This window comes from Collimonas pratensis (genome assembly GCF_001584185.1).
Lineage (GTDB): Bacteria > Pseudomonadota > Gammaproteobacteria > Burkholderiales > Burkholderiaceae_D > Collimonas > Collimonas pratensis.
Genome location: NZ_CP013234.1, coordinates 1,207,238 through 1,221,144, shown reverse-complemented (window position 1 = coordinate 1,221,144; position 13,907 = coordinate 1,207,238). Strand labels below are relative to the sequence as shown.

Below are 13,907 nucleotides of genomic sequence, written 5' to 3'. Positions count from 1 at the left end.
ACTCCGCAGACGCGCACAAATGCGCCTGACTGCCTCCTACTTCCTATGAAAGGAACTCACAATGAGCAACGTACCTGCAATTGGAACTTATACATCTGCGGACAAAAATTTCACGTTGAAGATTTCTTCGGCGAATCCATCGAACGGTGTCATCACCGGCGTTTATAGCGCCAACTACAGCCCCATCGGCGCATTTTCAGTGGAAGGGAATGTCGGCAACTACGGCTGGGTCTTCAGCAAAAGCCAGGGCAAAGACGGCGTTGCGCCATTTAATCTCTCCTTCGGCGGCGCTCAGCGTCCGGATCAGCGTCCATACAATATCGTTGACAATTGGAATGGCGCCTATCTCACCGACAATACCATCCTGGTTGAAGGAACCCGTTCTTTCGTCAACAGCGACGGCGTGGTCGAAGTAGGCAGTCTCGGAACTTTGCGATTCTCTCTCTAACGCAGCCTTGTGGAGTTGTTATACAGCCCCTTGTAAGCAAATGCGTTGAATGACAAGTGGGTGTGATGTTCCTTGGTACAGCGCGAGAATCCCGAATTCCGCCGCAACAAAATATGCGAGCCTCTATGCGCCGATGCATTCAGCACATGGAGGCTCGAGCAGTAAAATCCCGATTGATTTCAAGTTGAGGGTTGAGGTATAGGCAGTCGTCACAACGACATCATTTCCACCGTACCGTTTCGGCCTTTTACTCGGATTCTTTAGCCGTAAATGGAAGCAACGGCGCTGACCGTATTCTGACCGTATTCTGAGCGTAGTCGTAGGCGGAGGCCAGCACGATCGAGCCGTGGCATTTCCTCACACTACGAGTCATTTTTTTTGCACTGCCCGGTTGCAGCCAGCCAGTCCCGCACCTGCTCGGCAACCCAGCCTCCCGCATCCAGGGTCAGGTCATGGCCGGCTGCCGCCTGCACCGCCAGCGGCGCCCGCCAAAGACGCGCCAGATTCTGCGAGCAGCGCGGATCGATCAACTGGTCGGCGCCGCCGGCCAGGATCAATATCGGCATCGCCGGCGCGTGGTCCGGTGCGCGGTAGCGCATCGCGGCGTACAACTGCCGCCAGGCGTTGCCGTAGCTCACAGGATGATCGTGCTGATAGCCGATCCACGCGGCCAGCACGGACGGTTGCGCAATACCGCGATAACTGGTCAGTTGCAGCAACCGACGTTCCTGCCTGGCGAAATTGCGCGGACGGAGCCCTGGCAAGGCAAGGCTAAGCAAGGCCGGATAATTGCGCGGGCGGAGGCGCTGGTAGAACGGGCTGACCGGCCGCAGGCTGGTGTTGAGCAGCACGCAGCCTGCCAGTTCCTGCGGATAACGCGTGGCCCAGTCGATGGCCACCATGGCGCCAAGAGACAGGGCGAATAAATAATACGGCGGCAAGATCCCCTGGCTCAAAAGCTGGCGCCGGCACGCATCTGTCATTTCTTCTACGCGTGCAGGACTCTTCTCTTTATGCAGGTGGCCATTGCCCGGCAGATCGAGCAGCGTGACGCCGGCCTGCGGCAGCGTCGCCCGGAATATTTCTGGGAACTCGCCCCAGTGCCGCGTCTCCCGCATCAATCCGCGCAGGAATATCCAGTTACTCATGGCAGGCGGCGCTTGGCACTGCGTTCATGGAACTGGCCGGCATCCAACTCTTGTGGGCGCCCGCGGCGCGCGTCAGGAATTCGAGCCAGACCAGGTGGCTACGCAATACGCGGTGCAGCCTGCCGGGTGCTCGGGGATTGAACATCCCTTGGCGGGAAAACAGCTGGCGGGGGTTTTCTCTTACCCAGAGCCAGGATCCCATCTCCAGTGTCAGCGGTAGAAAAACCTGGTCGCCGCCGGGTGGCATCTGCAGATACAGGTAATCCCACAGGTCGCCATGGGTCAGGTACTGGGAATTTTGCGCTTCAAACAGATAATTGTGCTCGCGATAGGTCTGGTTGAACAAATCGGCAAGGGCAAGGATTTCCGGCAGGTGGCGAATCGGCGTCCGGCTATGCGCATAAGGAAACCAGATGCGGTCCTTGGCGCCGAAACCGGAATGGCAGTCCAGGGCGATGCTGAATTCGCGGCTCATCAGTTCTTCCTGCACCACGCTGCAGAGCGCCTGCGCTTCGGCTTCCATCGGCGCATCGCTGGCGCCGCGGTACCATGGCAGGCGCGCGCTGATGCGCTGTCCGCCCAGCAGGAAGTGCACTTTCTCATTGGCGTCCAGCGGGGCATTGCGCATCAGGTCGACGCCGCGTGGATTGCAGCGGGTGCTGTCCCACATGCCGGCGGGATTCACCAGCGGCATGAAAACCAGGCGTACCGAGGCCAGCTGGTGATGCAGCAGGGCGTCCCATTTCAGGCGCGACAGCAGGCTGCGCAAGAAGGCCAGCAATACCCGGGTGCCGATCTTTTCCAGGCCATGCACACCGCCAAAGAAACCCACTGCGGGCGCTGCCGGATCCTTGCTGCCGATGCTGAGGACATACACCGGGAAGCAATGTCCCTTCATTTCGATGTCGCACACAATCCTGCTTTCCAGGTAAGGCTGGCCTTCCTGGATGATGCGTTCCAGCTCGATCAATTCAGGTAAATTGAAGTCCATTTCTTGGAGCCCCCGGTGACCGATAACCGATGAATCGGCATAAGCTAAACTTTTGCGCCTTCTGGCGGATATTGTCAAGGAAATAGCTGAAAACCGCTTGCCCGCTGCGGTAGGATATTGCTTTTACCGTTGCGCCAGAATCGCGCACAGGACCAGTCTTTTCATCTCACCAAAGAACCACAGGACATCCATGAGCACCTATGCCTTCCGGCTCCTCAATGTTTTTGCAGAATCCACTTTCGGCGGCAACCAGCTGTGCGTGTTTGAAGACGCGCGCGGCATGGATGAAGCCACCATGCGGGCGCTGGCGCTGCAGTTCAATCTGTCGGAAACCACGTTCATCCTGCCGTCGGAGCGGGCCGATGCCCTGGTGCGCATCTTCACGCCGGATTATGAGATGCGCTTTGCCGGCCATCCGACGCTAGGCACGGCCCAGGTGGTGCGCGAGCTGGCTGGCACTGGCGATGCGCTGACGCTGGAATTCAAGGCCGGCGTGGTGCCGGTGCGCGCGCAAGGCAATGTCTGGACCCTGGTCGCGCCGCAGCCCGGCGGCCTGAAGACCGCGCCGGAAAACATGACCATCGCCGCCATGGCGGCATTGCTCGGCTTGCATCCCGACGATGTGCTGGATGCCCCCTTATGGGTGGATACCGGCAGCGATCAGTTGCTGGTGGCGCTGCGCAGCGTCGATGCGGTGCGGCGCGCTTGCCCCGACAGCGGACAGCTCGATGCCTGGCCGGTGAGTACCCTTGAGCGCAAGACAGTGTATGTATTTGCCTTCGATGCTGAACGCCCGGGCCGGGTGGTATCGCGCTACTTCTTCGCCAAGGCGGGCGGCGGCGTGGTTGAGGATCCCGGCACCGGATCGGCCTGCGCCAATCTCGGCGGCTGGCTGATCGCCAAAGGACACACATTGCCGCTGCAATACGAGATTGAACAAGGCGCGGCCGTCAAGCGCCCTTGCCTGCTGCGCCTACACGTCACTGCGGACGCAGCGATTCAGGTGGGCGGCAACGTCATCGAAATCGGCCGCGGCAGCGTCACCGTGTAGCCGCGCCGTCGCTTCAGGTGCGTGCCTGCGACCAGCGCCGGTAACGCCGGGTCAGCCGCCGCGTGCGCAACTGGTCGATAATCAGGGTCAGCAATGGCGAGTGCTTGCCGCTCACACTGCCGTTGGCGCCAAGCAGACGCAAGCGGCGCTTGACCAGAGCCATGCGCGCCAATGCCGCGATGACCTGGTCTTTCCAGTCGATTTGCGGACTGTGCGCAGCCTGGTCGCCGCCAGCCCGCCATTGTGCCGGCAAGTCCGGCGCCAGCGCCAGCGCGGTGGCCATGCCGGCCACCGCCACGCCGCCGGCCAGCACCTGCTCGGCGACAGCCTTGCGGCGGATGCCGCCGGTGGTCATCAGCGGCATGCGGGCGACGGCAGCCAGTTCTTTGGCGAATTCCAGGAAATAGGCTTCGCGCGCCAGGCTGCGGCCATCGGCGGTATTTCCTTGCATGGCCGGGCTTTCATAACTGCCGCCGGAGAGCTCGACCAGATCCACCGGCAGTTCGTTCAACCACAGGATCACTTGCCGGGCATCGTCTTCGCTAAAGCCGCCGCGCTGGAAATCGGCGGAATTCAGTTTCACCGCCACGCAAAATCCGCTGGATACTTTCGCCCTTACCGCGCGCACCACTGCTAGCAGCAGACGCGCCCGGTTGGCCAGGTTGCCGCCCCAGTCATCCTTGCGCTGGTTGCTGAGAGGCGACAAGAACTGCGATATCAGATAGCCATGGGCGGCGTGAATCTCGACACCGGTGAAGCCAGCCTGCTCGGCAGCGGCGGCGGTGGCGGCGAAACGCTCGATGACTTCCTCGATCTCGGCGCTGTCCATGGCTTTCGGCTGCACAAACAGCTTGCTGTGCTTGCCCATGTCCAGCGCCACGGCCGAAGGCGCCCAGGCGCGCCCGCCCATGGCCGCCATTACCTGGCGTCCCGGATGGTTGATCTGCATCCACACCTGCGCGCCCTTGCACTTGGCGGCCTCAGCCCACTGTTTGAATGGTTCCAGCGGCGTGCCTGCTTGCAGCACGATGCCGCCGGGGCCGGTCAGCGCCGCGCCATCGATCATGACGTTACCGGTAATGATCAAACCGGCGCCGCCCTCTGCCCAGGTCTGGTACAGGCGGCGTATGGCCGCGCCGGGCAGTTGCCCATCGTCGGCCATGTTTTCTTCCATGGCGGCTTTGGCCAGGCGGTTGGGCAGCACGCTGCCATTCGGTAGTTGCAAGCTTGAAAACAGGGTGGATTGCATGGCGGATCCGTCGACAAAGGTGGAAATAAGGTATCCTAAGATTAAAGTCGACTTGAAGGTCAAGCATTATGAAAATCGGTGAACTGGCGGAAAAAACCGGCATGGCGCCCTCCGCCATCCGCTATTACGAGCAAAGCGGCCTGCTGCCGAAGGCAGAACGCGGCGCCAACGGCTATCGCGAATACGCCGACGCGGCCGTAGAGCGCCTGCGGCGCATTCAGATGGCGCAGGGATTGGGATTTTCGCTGGATGCGATCCGTAGCGTATTCGCTGCCGGGAATGAAGGTTTGTCCAAAGATGAGCTTGTATACAGGCTGGACGGCCGGCTGAAGGAAATTGAACAGCTCATGGGCACGCTGCGCGAACAGCAGCAGCACTTGCAGGCCGTGCGCGTCACACTGCTTGAAAGCTGGGCCGAAGGCGGGTGCCTGAATGCCGAGGCATTAGCGAAAGACAAACTGGCCAAGGCAGTGCCTCCGCACCGCCCCAAGGCCCATGTCTAGGGCTGAAGGCCCTATGCCAGGCGCTGACAGCTCGGACCGTGTGCATCAGGGGTTCTTGTATTCATAGTATTTGCGCGCATCGCCGCGCACTTTGTCGGCCGGATACTTGGCGCGGTTAAGCACCATTTTTTCCGCCACTACCGCATTCAGGTCTATATCCAGCTTGTCGGCGAGGCGAATCAGATACACCAGCACATCGGCCATTTCGTGCCCGACCTGTTGCAATTTATCCGGACCGAGCTCTTCACTGTTACCTGTTTTCAGCCACTGGAAATGTTCCAGCAGTTCGGCGGCTTCGACGCACAGCGCGGACGACAGATTTTTCGGCGTATGGAATTGATCCCAGTCGCGCTCGTCAACGAAAACGCGAATTTCCTCGCGCAGTTTGGCAAATTCGCCCTTGTCGTCACTTTTGCCTGGCTGGTCACTCATGCTGCACTCCTTGTTGAGATTCCCGACATCATATAGGCAGCCGGCGCCAAAGATGCAATTCGTGCCCAGCTGTGAAAAATGACAGTTTCGCAATCGCCGTGCACAAAATCCTACCGAAACAGGAAAATGTTTGTTACCTTGCATACAGGAACAGTTTTCTCCAGCCATTTTTAAACTGCCGTGCCGCCGTTGCCTGACGGAATTATCATCTGAGCCGAGGATGCATATGGACATGAGCGCAAAAATCGGCGAGCGGCCGGAAGCCATTCGCCGGGTCACCAAAATCTATGCTGCTTTCCTGATCGCCGGTTTCGCCCTGTCGCCGGCCTTTCTGATCGCCTACCTGTATTTTTTCCAGGATCCTGCACTCAAATTCGAGAACCATCTGTTCCACGAATTCGCGATCACCGGCGCCACCATCGAAGGCTTGTTTGTCACCTATGTCAGCTGGCGTTGCTACCTGTCGTCGGGAGAACCGCTGCTGCGCTGGCTGACCCTGGGTTTCCTCGGCTTCACGTTGATCTATGTGCTGCACGGCGCCTTCACCGGCATGGCGCACCATAACATCTGGCTGTTCCTGCTGTATGGCCCGGCCTCGCGGCTGGCGATGGCGATCCTGCTGCTGATCGGTTTGCTGTCCTTCAACCAGGAGCCCGACACGCCCGCGCAGCGGGTCAATCCGCGCGCATGGCTGCCCTGGATCGCGGCGTTTCTTGCGATTGACGTAGCGGTGGCGATTGCCGCTTACTCGCCGTTTGCCGGCAGCCCGGCGCTGCGGTTGTCGATGGAAGGCGGCGCCTTGATGTTTTCGGCGATCAACCTCAGCGTCATGCTGATGGGACGGATCCGCTCGCCGCTGATGACGATCTTCGGAATTTCGATTGCGCTGTTCGGCCTGTCCTCGCTGGCCTTCATTCTCGGCAAGCCATGGAACCACATGTGGTGGCTGGCGCATGCGATCTTTGCAGGCGGCTTCTTCATCCTCAGCTATGGCATCGTCAAGGCGTTCCACACTACGCGCTCATTCGCCAATATCTATAACCAGGAAGAGATGGTGAACCGCTTGGCGATGGCCATGGTGAGAACTGAAAGCGCCCTGCAAGAACTACAGCGCAGCAACCAGATGCTGGAGCACCTGGCCTCGACCGATCCGCTCACCGGCGCCGCCAACCGCCGTCATTTCATCGAACGCGTCGACGCCGAGATCGCCAGAGCCAAGCGCGATAACCTGTCGTTCGCATTGCTGGCGCTGGACCTGGATAATTTCAAGGCTATCAACGACCGCTACGGCCATCAGGTGGGCGACCAAGTATTGCAGGGATTCGTGCAGAAGTGCACGGAACAGATCCGTCCCTACGATAGCGTGGCGCGCATGGGCGGCGAAGAGTTCATGGTGCTGCTGCCGCAAGCGACGCAGGAACTGGCCGTGACGATTGGGGAACGGATCCGCGAGGCGACCGAAAGCGCGGTATTCGACAGCATCGTGATTCCCAAGCTGGCGCTGACGGTGAGTATCGGCGTGTCCCAGTTCGGGCTGGACGGCAGCACCATCGACACCATCTTCCGGGCTGCCGATGAGCGCCTGTACCGCGCCAAAAACCAGGGACGGAACTGCGTGATTATGGAATAAGCCGCCGCTGCCCGAGAATGTTCAGCCGGCGCCGGTATTGCGGTATTTGCCGATGCCGATGCCAAAGATGCTGGTCTGATGGGTTTTGTTTTTGACTACCCGCAGCTTCTTGCTTGGATCCAGCAAGGTGAAGCGCTCTCGGATATCGGCTTCGCTAGGCAGGGAATTGGCGCGCCAGCGGATGATGTCGATACCGGCTTTTTTCAGCGCCTTGTACTTTCTTTCATCATCCTTGCCAACCGTCTTCGAACTGTAGTTTTTGGTATCGATTTCTATTACCGCAACGACATCGCTGGCTTTGTCGCACACCACGAAATCCAGGTTCTTGGATGTCATCTCATCCAGCCCGCCGCTATCCTTGGTGCCCAGGCAACGGCTCAGGCTGACCTGCGCCAGCACCATATGGTCCGGCAAGGCGCCGACCAGCCGCCAGTACAGGACTTGCTCATGATTCGACAGGGGTTTTTTCTTGATGTATTCGCGGCGCTTCTGCTGGGCCGCCTGCTTCTCTCTGGTGAGCACGGTAATCACCACCAAGATGATGATCGTCAGCACCGTCAGTGCGATGATTGCTTTCATTATTCTGTTCCCCTGGTTGAATGCAGCGGCCATTATATTTCCATATAGAAATATAATGAAGACAAAAATGCAGAGCTTGGGGGATAGTGCGAGGGAGTAGCGGCGAAAAATGGCCGGACAAGCAACTGATGCGCATGCGCGCATCGGCTTTCAGCATGACACTGCCGGCGCACAGCGCCGGCAGTCACGATAAGCCGGTGTAACCAGGCTTTAGCTGCTTAAGCCGAAAATGGCGTCGTAGCCGTTCTTGACGCGGTCGATTTCCTTCAGCTCGTTGCTCAGCTCCAGGTCTTCCAGTTCTTCCACCGCATTGGTGAACTGCTTGCGGTCGGCGGCGCCGATCACCCGGTAAATCTCTTGCTTCGCGTTGAGGACAGCGATCAGCATCTGTTCTTGCCGCACCAGCTTCTCTTCCACCGTGGTGATCAGCAGGTTGGTCATGATGTCTTTGTCGAACTCGGGGATACTCTTATCTCCGACTAGTGCAGTTTTCAATCTATTCCTCTTTTTCTATCAATGTGTATTGCGGTAAAGCGTTTGCTGCCAGTGCGGGATTCTACAACGCCCGGCATTTTACTGCCGCGCGCGGCCCGGATCTCTTGCTCTGACCAGGCCGCCCGCCGCCGGTTCCCCTACTCCTGGTGATAGCGCGTCACCAGTTCCACTTCGCTTTTGGAACCGAGGAACACCGGCACGCGCTGGTGCAGCTTCTCCGGCTGGATATCCATGATGGCCTGCTTGCCGTCGGTAGCAGCACCGCCGGCCTGCTCAACGATGAAGGCCATCGGATTGGCTTCATACATCAGGCGCAGCTTGCCTGGCTTGTCCGGTTCACGCGCATCGGCCGGATACATGAAAATGCCGCCGCGGTTCAGGATGCGATGGACGTCCGCCACCATCGAGGCGATCCAGCGCATGTTGAAATCCTTCTGGCGCGGACCGGTGCTGCCGGCCAGCATCTCGTTGACATAGCGCGTCACCGGCGCATGCCAATGGCGGGCGTTGGAGGCGTTGATGGCAAATTCCTTGGTCTCGGCCGGGATCTGCATATCGCGCTGGGTCAGCACCCAGGAACCCATCTCGCGGTCCAGGGTAAAACAATGGACGCCGTTGCCGGTGGTCAGCACCAGCATGGTTTGCGGACCGTAGACGGCATAGCCGGCTGCAACCTGCTTGCGGCCGGATTGCATGAAATCCTGCTCGGTCGGCGTACTCATGCCTTCAGGCGCTTTCAACACCGAGAAAATGGTGCCGATGGAAACATTGACGTCAATGTTGCTGGAGCCGTCGAGCGGATCGAACAGCAGCATGTATTCGCCTTGCGGATAGCGGTTGGGAATCGGATGGATGGATTCCATTTCTTCCGACGCCATCGCCGCCAGGTGGCCGCCCCACTCATTCGCTTCCAGCAGGATTTCATTGGAAATGATATCCAGCTTCTTCTGTACTTCGCCCTGCACGTTTTCGCTGTCGGCGCTGCCCAGGACTTCGCCCAGCGCGCCCTTGCCCACTGCGTGGCTGATGGTTTTGCAGGCACGGCCCACTACTTCGATCAGCAGGCGCAGTTCGGCCGGGATACTGTTGTGCAAACGCTGTTGCTCGATCAGGTGCTGCGTAAGACTGATACGTTTCATATTGCTCTTTCTTCGTTGTAGCCGTTCACCGCCGCGATGGTGCATGCCACGGCGGCGAAGCGGCCAAAATCAATTGGCTAATGCCTTGCCAATCACTTCCAGTACATCCTTCGATAAGTTTGGCGCTGCCGCTACCCGTTGCAGGGCGCTGCGCATTTTTTCCTGCAGCGCAGGCGCATATTTGCGCCAGCGGTCCATGCTGCGCGCCAGTCGCGAAGCCACTTGCGGATTGACGCCGTTAAGTGCGATGACCTGGTCGGCCCAGAACTCGTAGCCGCTGCCGTCGGCCGCATGGAAACTGGCCGGATTGCCGCTGCAGAAACTGAAGATCAGGCTGCGCGCGCGGTTCGGGTTTTTCAGCGTGAAGGCAGGATGCTCGGCTAGGGCGCGGATGGTGGCGACGTCTGCGGTATAGGCCATGGCTTGCAGGGCAAACCACTTGTCGATCACCAGCGCTTCCTGTTCGAAGTCCTGGTAAAACTTTTCCAGCGCTGCAGCCTTGCCCGGGGCACTGCTGTTAGTCAGAGCCACCAATGCGGCCAGACGGTCAGTCATGTTGTTGGCGCTGTCGTACTGCTGCTGCGCCAACTCATGCGCGGCCGCGTCGTCAGCCTGGATCAGGTACGACAAGGCGACGTTCTTCAAGGCGCGCTTGCCTGCGGCATCGGCGTCCGGACTGTAGTCGCCGGGCGTCTGGCTGGCGTGATAAGCGGCCAGCAGGTCGTCCTTGAGCGCTGCACCCAGTTTGCCGCGCAGGTATTGACGTGCGCTGTGGATCGCTTGCGGATCGATGACCTCAGTCTGTTCTGCCAGCAGCGCTTCCGACGGCAGCGTCAGCGCTTGCTCACGGAAAGCAGCGTCCAGTGTGCCGTCATTCAGGATCAGGCCGAGCGCCTGGCCCAGCGCCGCGCTGTTGGAGGCGGCATGGTTCATGACTTCTTCCAACGCCACCACGTGACCAGCCTGCGCTGCTTCCTGCACCGCTGCAGTCAATGCCAGCAGGCTGCGGGTCGCCAGGCGTTGCCCCGCTTCCCAGCGGTTGAAGGCATCGCTGTCGTGCGCCAGCAGGAAAGCCAGCTCGGCGTCGCTGTACTCGACATCCAGCACCACCGGCGCGGAGAAATTACGCAGGATGGACGGCACCGGCTGTTCGGCGACATCGACAAAACGGAAAACCTGCTGCGCCTTGGTCAGTTCCAGCACGCGGGTAGTCTCGCTGCCGGCCTTGCCTTTGCCGTCGGTACTCAAGCGCAGCGCCATATCCTTGCCACTGCTGTCGAGCAAGCCGACCGCGACCGGGATATGGAACGGCAGTTTCTTGTTCTGCCCCGGCGTAGGCGCGCAGCTCTGCGATAGCGTCAGTTCATACGTCTTCTTGACAGCGTCAAACTTGCCCTGCGCCTGCAGGCGCGGCGTGCCGGCTTGGCTATACCAGCGCTCGAACTGGCTCAGGTCGCGGCCGTTGGCATCGACCATGGCGGCGCGGAAATCGTCGCACTCGACTGCCTGGCCGTCGTGGCGTTCGAAGTACAGGTCCATGCCTTTGCGGAAGCCGTCGCGGCCAAACAAGGTCTGGTACATGCGCACCACTTCGGCGCCTTTTTCGTAGATCGTGACCGTGTAGAAATTATTGATTTCGACGTAGGAATCCGGACGCACCGAGTGCGCCATTGGACCTGCATCCTCCGGAAACTGTGCCTGGCGCAGGACGCGTACATCGTCGATGCGCTTGACGGCGCGGCCGCTGTCGGTGCCGACCATATCGGCCGAGAATTCCTGGTCGCGGAAGACCGTCAGGCCTTCCTTCAGGGACAGCTGGAACCAGTCGCGGCAGGTGACGCGGTTGCCGGTCCAGTTGTGGAAGTATTCATGACCGACCACGGCCTCGATATTGGCGTAGTCGACATCGGTGGCGATGCGCGGATTGGCCAGGACGTACTTGGTGTTGAAAATGTTCAGGCCCTTGTTTTCCATCGCCCCCATGTTGAAATCGCCGACGGCGACGATCATGAAGCGGTCCAGGTCCAGCTCCAGGCCGAAGCGTTCTTCATCCCAGCGGATACTGTTGATCAGGGAATCCATGGCGTGCTGGGTCTTGTCCAGGTTGCCTTCTTCGACCCACACTTGCAGCAAGACTTCGCGGCCGGACTTGAGCTTGTATTTTTCTTCCTGGCACACCAGGTTGCCGGCCACCAGCGCGAACAGGTAGGACGGCTTCTTGAACGGGTCTTCCCACTTGGCATAGTGGCGGCCGTCAGGCAGACTGCCCTCTTCGATCAGGTTACCGTTCGACAGCAGCACCGGGTATTTTTTCTTGTCGGCGCGCAGCATGACGGTGTACTTGGCCATGACATCCGGACGGTCCGGGAAATAGGTGATCTTGCGGAAGCCTTCAGCCTCGCACTGGGTGAAGAAATTGCCGTTGGAAACGTACAAACCCATCAGCGAGGTATTCTTTTCCGGGCTGGTCAGTGTTTCAATTTCCAGTACGACCTTGGCGGGCGCGGATGGAATCCGCAGCTTGCCGCCTTCAAGATGGTACTGGCTGGCTTTCAGTTGCTTGCCGTTGAGGCGCAGCTGCACCAGTTCCAGCCCTTCTCCGAACAGCACGATTTCCTTGCTGGCACTGACCGGATTGCGGCGCATCGTGATGCGGGTGGCAATGCGGGTAGCGGCCGGATCGAGATCGAAGCCCATGTCGACGGTGTCGACCAGGAAGGCGGGAACAGTGTAATCCTTACGATGGATGGTTGGAGGCGTGACGGAAGTATCGGTGCGCATAGGAGATGGTCGCTAAGGTGACGGGTGAATGACGGTAAATTCGGTTGACAACTATGGTTGGTAACGACAGTCGGCAAAGTCTGCAACTAAGCAGTCCGCATGGGCGATAACCCAGCGGCTTGCTTAATGACGTGCTGGTCAGTCTTAAACAGTGTTAATAATTCGGGCAGACAGTGATTCTACCAATCAAAGCGCAAAGCATCATCCAATTTGAGGCATATATACCGCGGCATCGCCAAACAACAAGTATTAATTAGACAATATAATGATAGGTAATAGAAGTTGCTATAAAATTAGCTTGTCATCGGCCCGAAGAAAAATAGGCCCGCAAGTTACAGATCGTGACAATGCGATAGAGCAGCACTATCAAGACTTGGCTAAAATGATGTCATCAAGCTGCTCTTTCAGCCTCCAGCCAGAAGACTGCTCGTCCCATGTGCCGGCTGCCGCCCTTGTCTATCAGGCAAATCCCGGAATTGCACTGCACATCCCCCCACGAAGAGGAACCGCAATGAAACGCATCATCAGTCTCTGTTTGGCCTCGCTGTTATTGCTGCTTGGCGGTTGCGCCACCGTTGTCAGCAGCAATGTCACGGCGTTTAACGAGTGGCCGGCAGACTTGCCGAACAAGTCTTTCGTATTCGAGCACAGCGAAGCACAGAACAACGACCTGGAATACCGCAACTACGAAGGCCTGGTACGCACTGAATTGCAACGCCTGGGATTTGTACAGCAAGATGGCGGCGCGGCACAATTGAAGGTGGCCCTGAAATATGACATCAGCGCGCGCGATGTCCACGTGGTCGAACCGGTGGTCGCCGATCCGATGTGGTATGGCCCCTACGGCTGGGGAAGGCCAGGGTTCTATGGCCCGGGATTCTATGGCCCGCGCTTCAACGATCCTTTCTACAACCCGTTCTGGTATGGGCCGCAAGTGATCGGCCAGCGCGAGTATGACTTTCAACTGTTCCTGCGCCGCCTGAATGTCACCATCACGCGCGCCGCCGGTGGTCAGAAACTGTATGACGTCAGCGTCAGCAGCGAAGGGAAAATCGGCTCACTGCCTGCCGTGATGCCGTATCTGGTGCGTAGCGCCTTTAGCGATTTCCCGGGCAAGAGCGGCGTGCCGCACGTGGTCAAGCTGAAGGTGGAAGACCAGCAGTGAATCACCAGTAACCCCGGCTGAAACGCCGGCAATAAAAGTAGCCGGTCACAAAAAAACGGCCTGTGCTCCCGCCCAAGCGGAGTCACAGGCCGTTTTTTTTATGCAGCGGAGAGATTCAGCTATAAAACCATTCGCTGGCAAAGGTGATGAAACCGATCAGTATGACCACCAGCACCAGCACGATCAGCAAACGGCCGAATTTGGGCGAACCCTCGCTGCCGCTCGGTTGTTCGTCAGGATGATGCATCGGATTCTCCAGCTCAGCCTGCGGCTGCTCTTTCAAAGGATCGTTCATC

At 58.9% G+C, this 13,907-nt stretch carries 14 protein-coding genes; 5 read left to right on the top strand and 9 right to left on the bottom strand.

What is annotated here, in order from left to right; genetic code table 11:
• The first annotated feature begins 61 nt into the window (after positions 1-61).
• Entirely contained in the window at positions 62-448 is a 387-nt protein-coding gene (locus CPter91_RS05505) for a hypothetical protein (RefSeq protein ID WP_061938018.1), read from the top strand.
• A 362-nt stretch (positions 449-810) separates the two neighbouring features.
• Here the strand turns inward: CPter91_RS05505 and CPter91_RS05500 are convergent, their stop codons facing one another.
• Together CPter91_RS05500 and CPter91_RS05495 are read right to left on the bottom strand one after the other, a co-directional pair.
• On the bottom strand, positions 811-1,596 hold the full coding sequence (locus CPter91_RS05500) for an alpha/beta fold hydrolase (RefSeq protein ID WP_061938015.1): 786 nt from the start codon (positions 1,594-1,596) through the stop codon (positions 811-813).
• Entirely contained in the window at positions 1,589-2,587 is a 999-nt protein-coding gene (locus CPter91_RS05495; protein ID WP_061938010.1) for a M14 family zinc carboxypeptidase, read from the bottom strand. Before CPter91_RS05495 ends, CPter91_RS05500 begins: the two co-directional genes overlap by 8 nt.
• Before the next feature lie 190 nt (positions 2,588-2,777).
• Here CPter91_RS05495 and CPter91_RS05490 point away from each other — a divergent pair, with 190 nt between their 5' ends.
• Positions 2,778-3,638: a PhzF family phenazine biosynthesis protein gene (locus CPter91_RS05490; RefSeq protein WP_061938007.1), complete on the top strand. Its 861-nt coding sequence runs from the start codon at positions 2,778-2,780 to the stop codon at positions 3,636-3,638.
• A gap of 13 nt (positions 3,639-3,651) precedes the next feature.
• Here the strand turns inward: CPter91_RS05490 and CPter91_RS05485 are convergent, their stop codons facing one another.
• On the bottom strand, positions 3,652-4,887 hold the full coding sequence (locus CPter91_RS05485) for an NADH:flavin oxidoreductase/NADH oxidase family protein (RefSeq protein WP_205631657.1): 1,236 nt from the start codon (positions 4,885-4,887) through the stop codon (positions 3,652-3,654).
• Positions 4,888-4,955: 68 nt separating this feature from the next.
• Here CPter91_RS05485 and CPter91_RS05480 point away from each other — a divergent pair, with 68 nt between their 5' ends.
• Positions 4,956-5,390, top strand: coding sequence for a MerR family transcriptional regulator (locus tag CPter91_RS05480; protein ID WP_061938005.1), 435 nt, complete (start codon positions 4,956-4,958; stop codon positions 5,388-5,390).
• 45 nt (positions 5,391-5,435) lie between these two features.
• Here the strand turns inward: CPter91_RS05480 and CPter91_RS05475 are convergent, their stop codons facing one another.
• Positions 5,436-5,822 (bottom strand): nucleotide pyrophosphohydrolase, encoded by a 387-nt coding sequence (locus tag CPter91_RS05475; RefSeq protein WP_061938002.1) that lies wholly within the window; start codon positions 5,820-5,822, stop codon positions 5,436-5,438.
• 226 nt (positions 5,823-6,048) lie between these two features.
• Here CPter91_RS05475 and CPter91_RS05470 point away from each other — a divergent pair, with 226 nt between their 5' ends.
• Positions 6,049-7,452 carry a GGDEF domain-containing protein gene (locus CPter91_RS05470; protein ID WP_061945864.1) on the top strand — a complete coding sequence of 468 codons (1,404 nt, stop codon included), beginning with the start codon at positions 6,049-6,051 and terminating at the stop codon, positions 7,450-7,452.
• Between the two features lie 21 nt (positions 7,453-7,473).
• On the opposite strand, the gene CPter91_RS05465 is transcribed toward CPter91_RS05470, so the two are convergent.
• The 4 genes from CPter91_RS05465 to pepN form a co-directional block, all read right to left on the bottom strand.
• Positions 7,474-8,031: a DUF2726 domain-containing protein gene (locus CPter91_RS05465; protein ID WP_061937999.1), complete on the bottom strand. Its 558-nt coding sequence runs from the start codon at positions 8,029-8,031 to the stop codon at positions 7,474-7,476.
• Positions 8,032-8,241: 210 nt separating this feature from the next.
• Positions 8,242-8,526, bottom strand: coding sequence for a hypothetical protein (locus CPter91_RS05460; protein ID WP_061937996.1), 285 nt, complete (start codon positions 8,524-8,526; stop codon positions 8,242-8,244).
• A gap of 137 nt (positions 8,527-8,663) precedes the next feature.
• On the bottom strand, positions 8,664-9,665 hold the full coding sequence (locus CPter91_RS05455; protein ID WP_061937993.1) for a class 1 fructose-bisphosphatase: 1,002 nt from the start codon (positions 9,663-9,665) through the stop codon (positions 8,664-8,666).
• Positions 9,666-9,734: 69 nt separating this feature from the next.
• Entirely contained in the window at positions 9,735-12,446 is a 2,712-nt protein-coding gene (gene pepN / locus CPter91_RS05450) for an aminopeptidase N (RefSeq protein WP_061937990.1), read from the bottom strand.
• 511 nt (positions 12,447-12,957) lie between these two features.
• Between pepN and CPter91_RS05445 the strand changes: the two genes are divergently transcribed.
• On the top strand, positions 12,958-13,611 hold the full coding sequence (locus CPter91_RS05445) for a DUF4136 domain-containing protein (protein ID WP_061937987.1): 654 nt from the start codon (positions 12,958-12,960) through the stop codon (positions 13,609-13,611).
• Positions 13,612-13,726: 115 nt separating this feature from the next.
• Here the strand turns inward: CPter91_RS05445 and CPter91_RS05440 are convergent, their stop codons facing one another.
• On the bottom strand, positions 13,727-13,906 hold the full coding sequence (locus CPter91_RS05440; RefSeq protein WP_061937984.1) for a hypothetical protein: 180 nt from the start codon (positions 13,904-13,906) through the stop codon (positions 13,727-13,729).
• Position 13,907 lies beyond the last annotated feature (1 nt).

Excerpts from the sequence above, each read along its gene's own strand:
- CPter91_RS05505 (WP_061938018.1), top strand. The coding sequence starts at position 62 with ATGAGCAACGTACCTGCAATTGGAACTTATACATCTGCGGACAAAAAT.
- CPter91_RS05500 (WP_061938015.1), bottom strand. The coding sequence starts at position 1,596 with ATGAGTAACTGGATATTCCTGCGCGGATTGATGCGGGAGACGCGGCAC.
- CPter91_RS05495 (WP_061938010.1), bottom strand. The coding sequence starts at position 2,587 with ATGGACTTCAATTTACCTGAATTGATCGAGCTGGAACGCATCATCCAG.
- CPter91_RS05490 (WP_061938007.1), top strand. The coding sequence starts at position 2,778 with ATGAGCACCTATGCCTTCCGGCTCCTCAATGTTTTTGCAGAATCCACT.
- CPter91_RS05485 (WP_205631657.1), bottom strand. The coding sequence starts at position 4,887 with ATGCAATCCACCCTGTTTTCAAGCTTGCAACTACCGAATGGCAGCGTG.
- CPter91_RS05480 (WP_061938005.1), top strand. The coding sequence starts at position 4,956 with ATGAAAATCGGTGAACTGGCGGAAAAAACCGGCATGGCGCCCTCCGCC.
- CPter91_RS05475 (WP_061938002.1), bottom strand. The coding sequence starts at position 5,822 with ATGAGTGACCAGCCAGGCAAAAGTGACGACAAGGGCGAATTTGCCAAA.
- CPter91_RS05470 (WP_061945864.1), top strand. The coding sequence starts at position 6,049 with ATGGACATGAGCGCAAAAATCGGCGAGCGGCCGGAAGCCATTCGCCGG.
- CPter91_RS05465 (WP_061937999.1), bottom strand. The coding sequence starts at position 8,031 with ATGAAAGCAATCATCGCACTGACGGTGCTGACGATCATCATCTTGGTG.
- CPter91_RS05455 (WP_061937993.1), bottom strand. The coding sequence starts at position 9,665 with ATGAAACGTATCAGTCTTACGCAGCACCTGATCGAGCAACAGCGTTTG.
- pepN (WP_061937990.1), bottom strand. The coding sequence starts at position 12,446 with ATGCGCACCGATACTTCCGTCACGCCTCCAACCATCCATCGTAAGGAT.
- CPter91_RS05445 (WP_061937987.1), top strand. The coding sequence starts at position 12,958 with ATGAAACGCATCATCAGTCTCTGTTTGGCCTCGCTGTTATTGCTGCTT.
- CPter91_RS05440 (WP_061937984.1), bottom strand. The coding sequence starts at position 13,906 with ATGAACGATCCTTTGAAAGAGCAGCCGCAGGCTGAGCTGGAGAATCCG.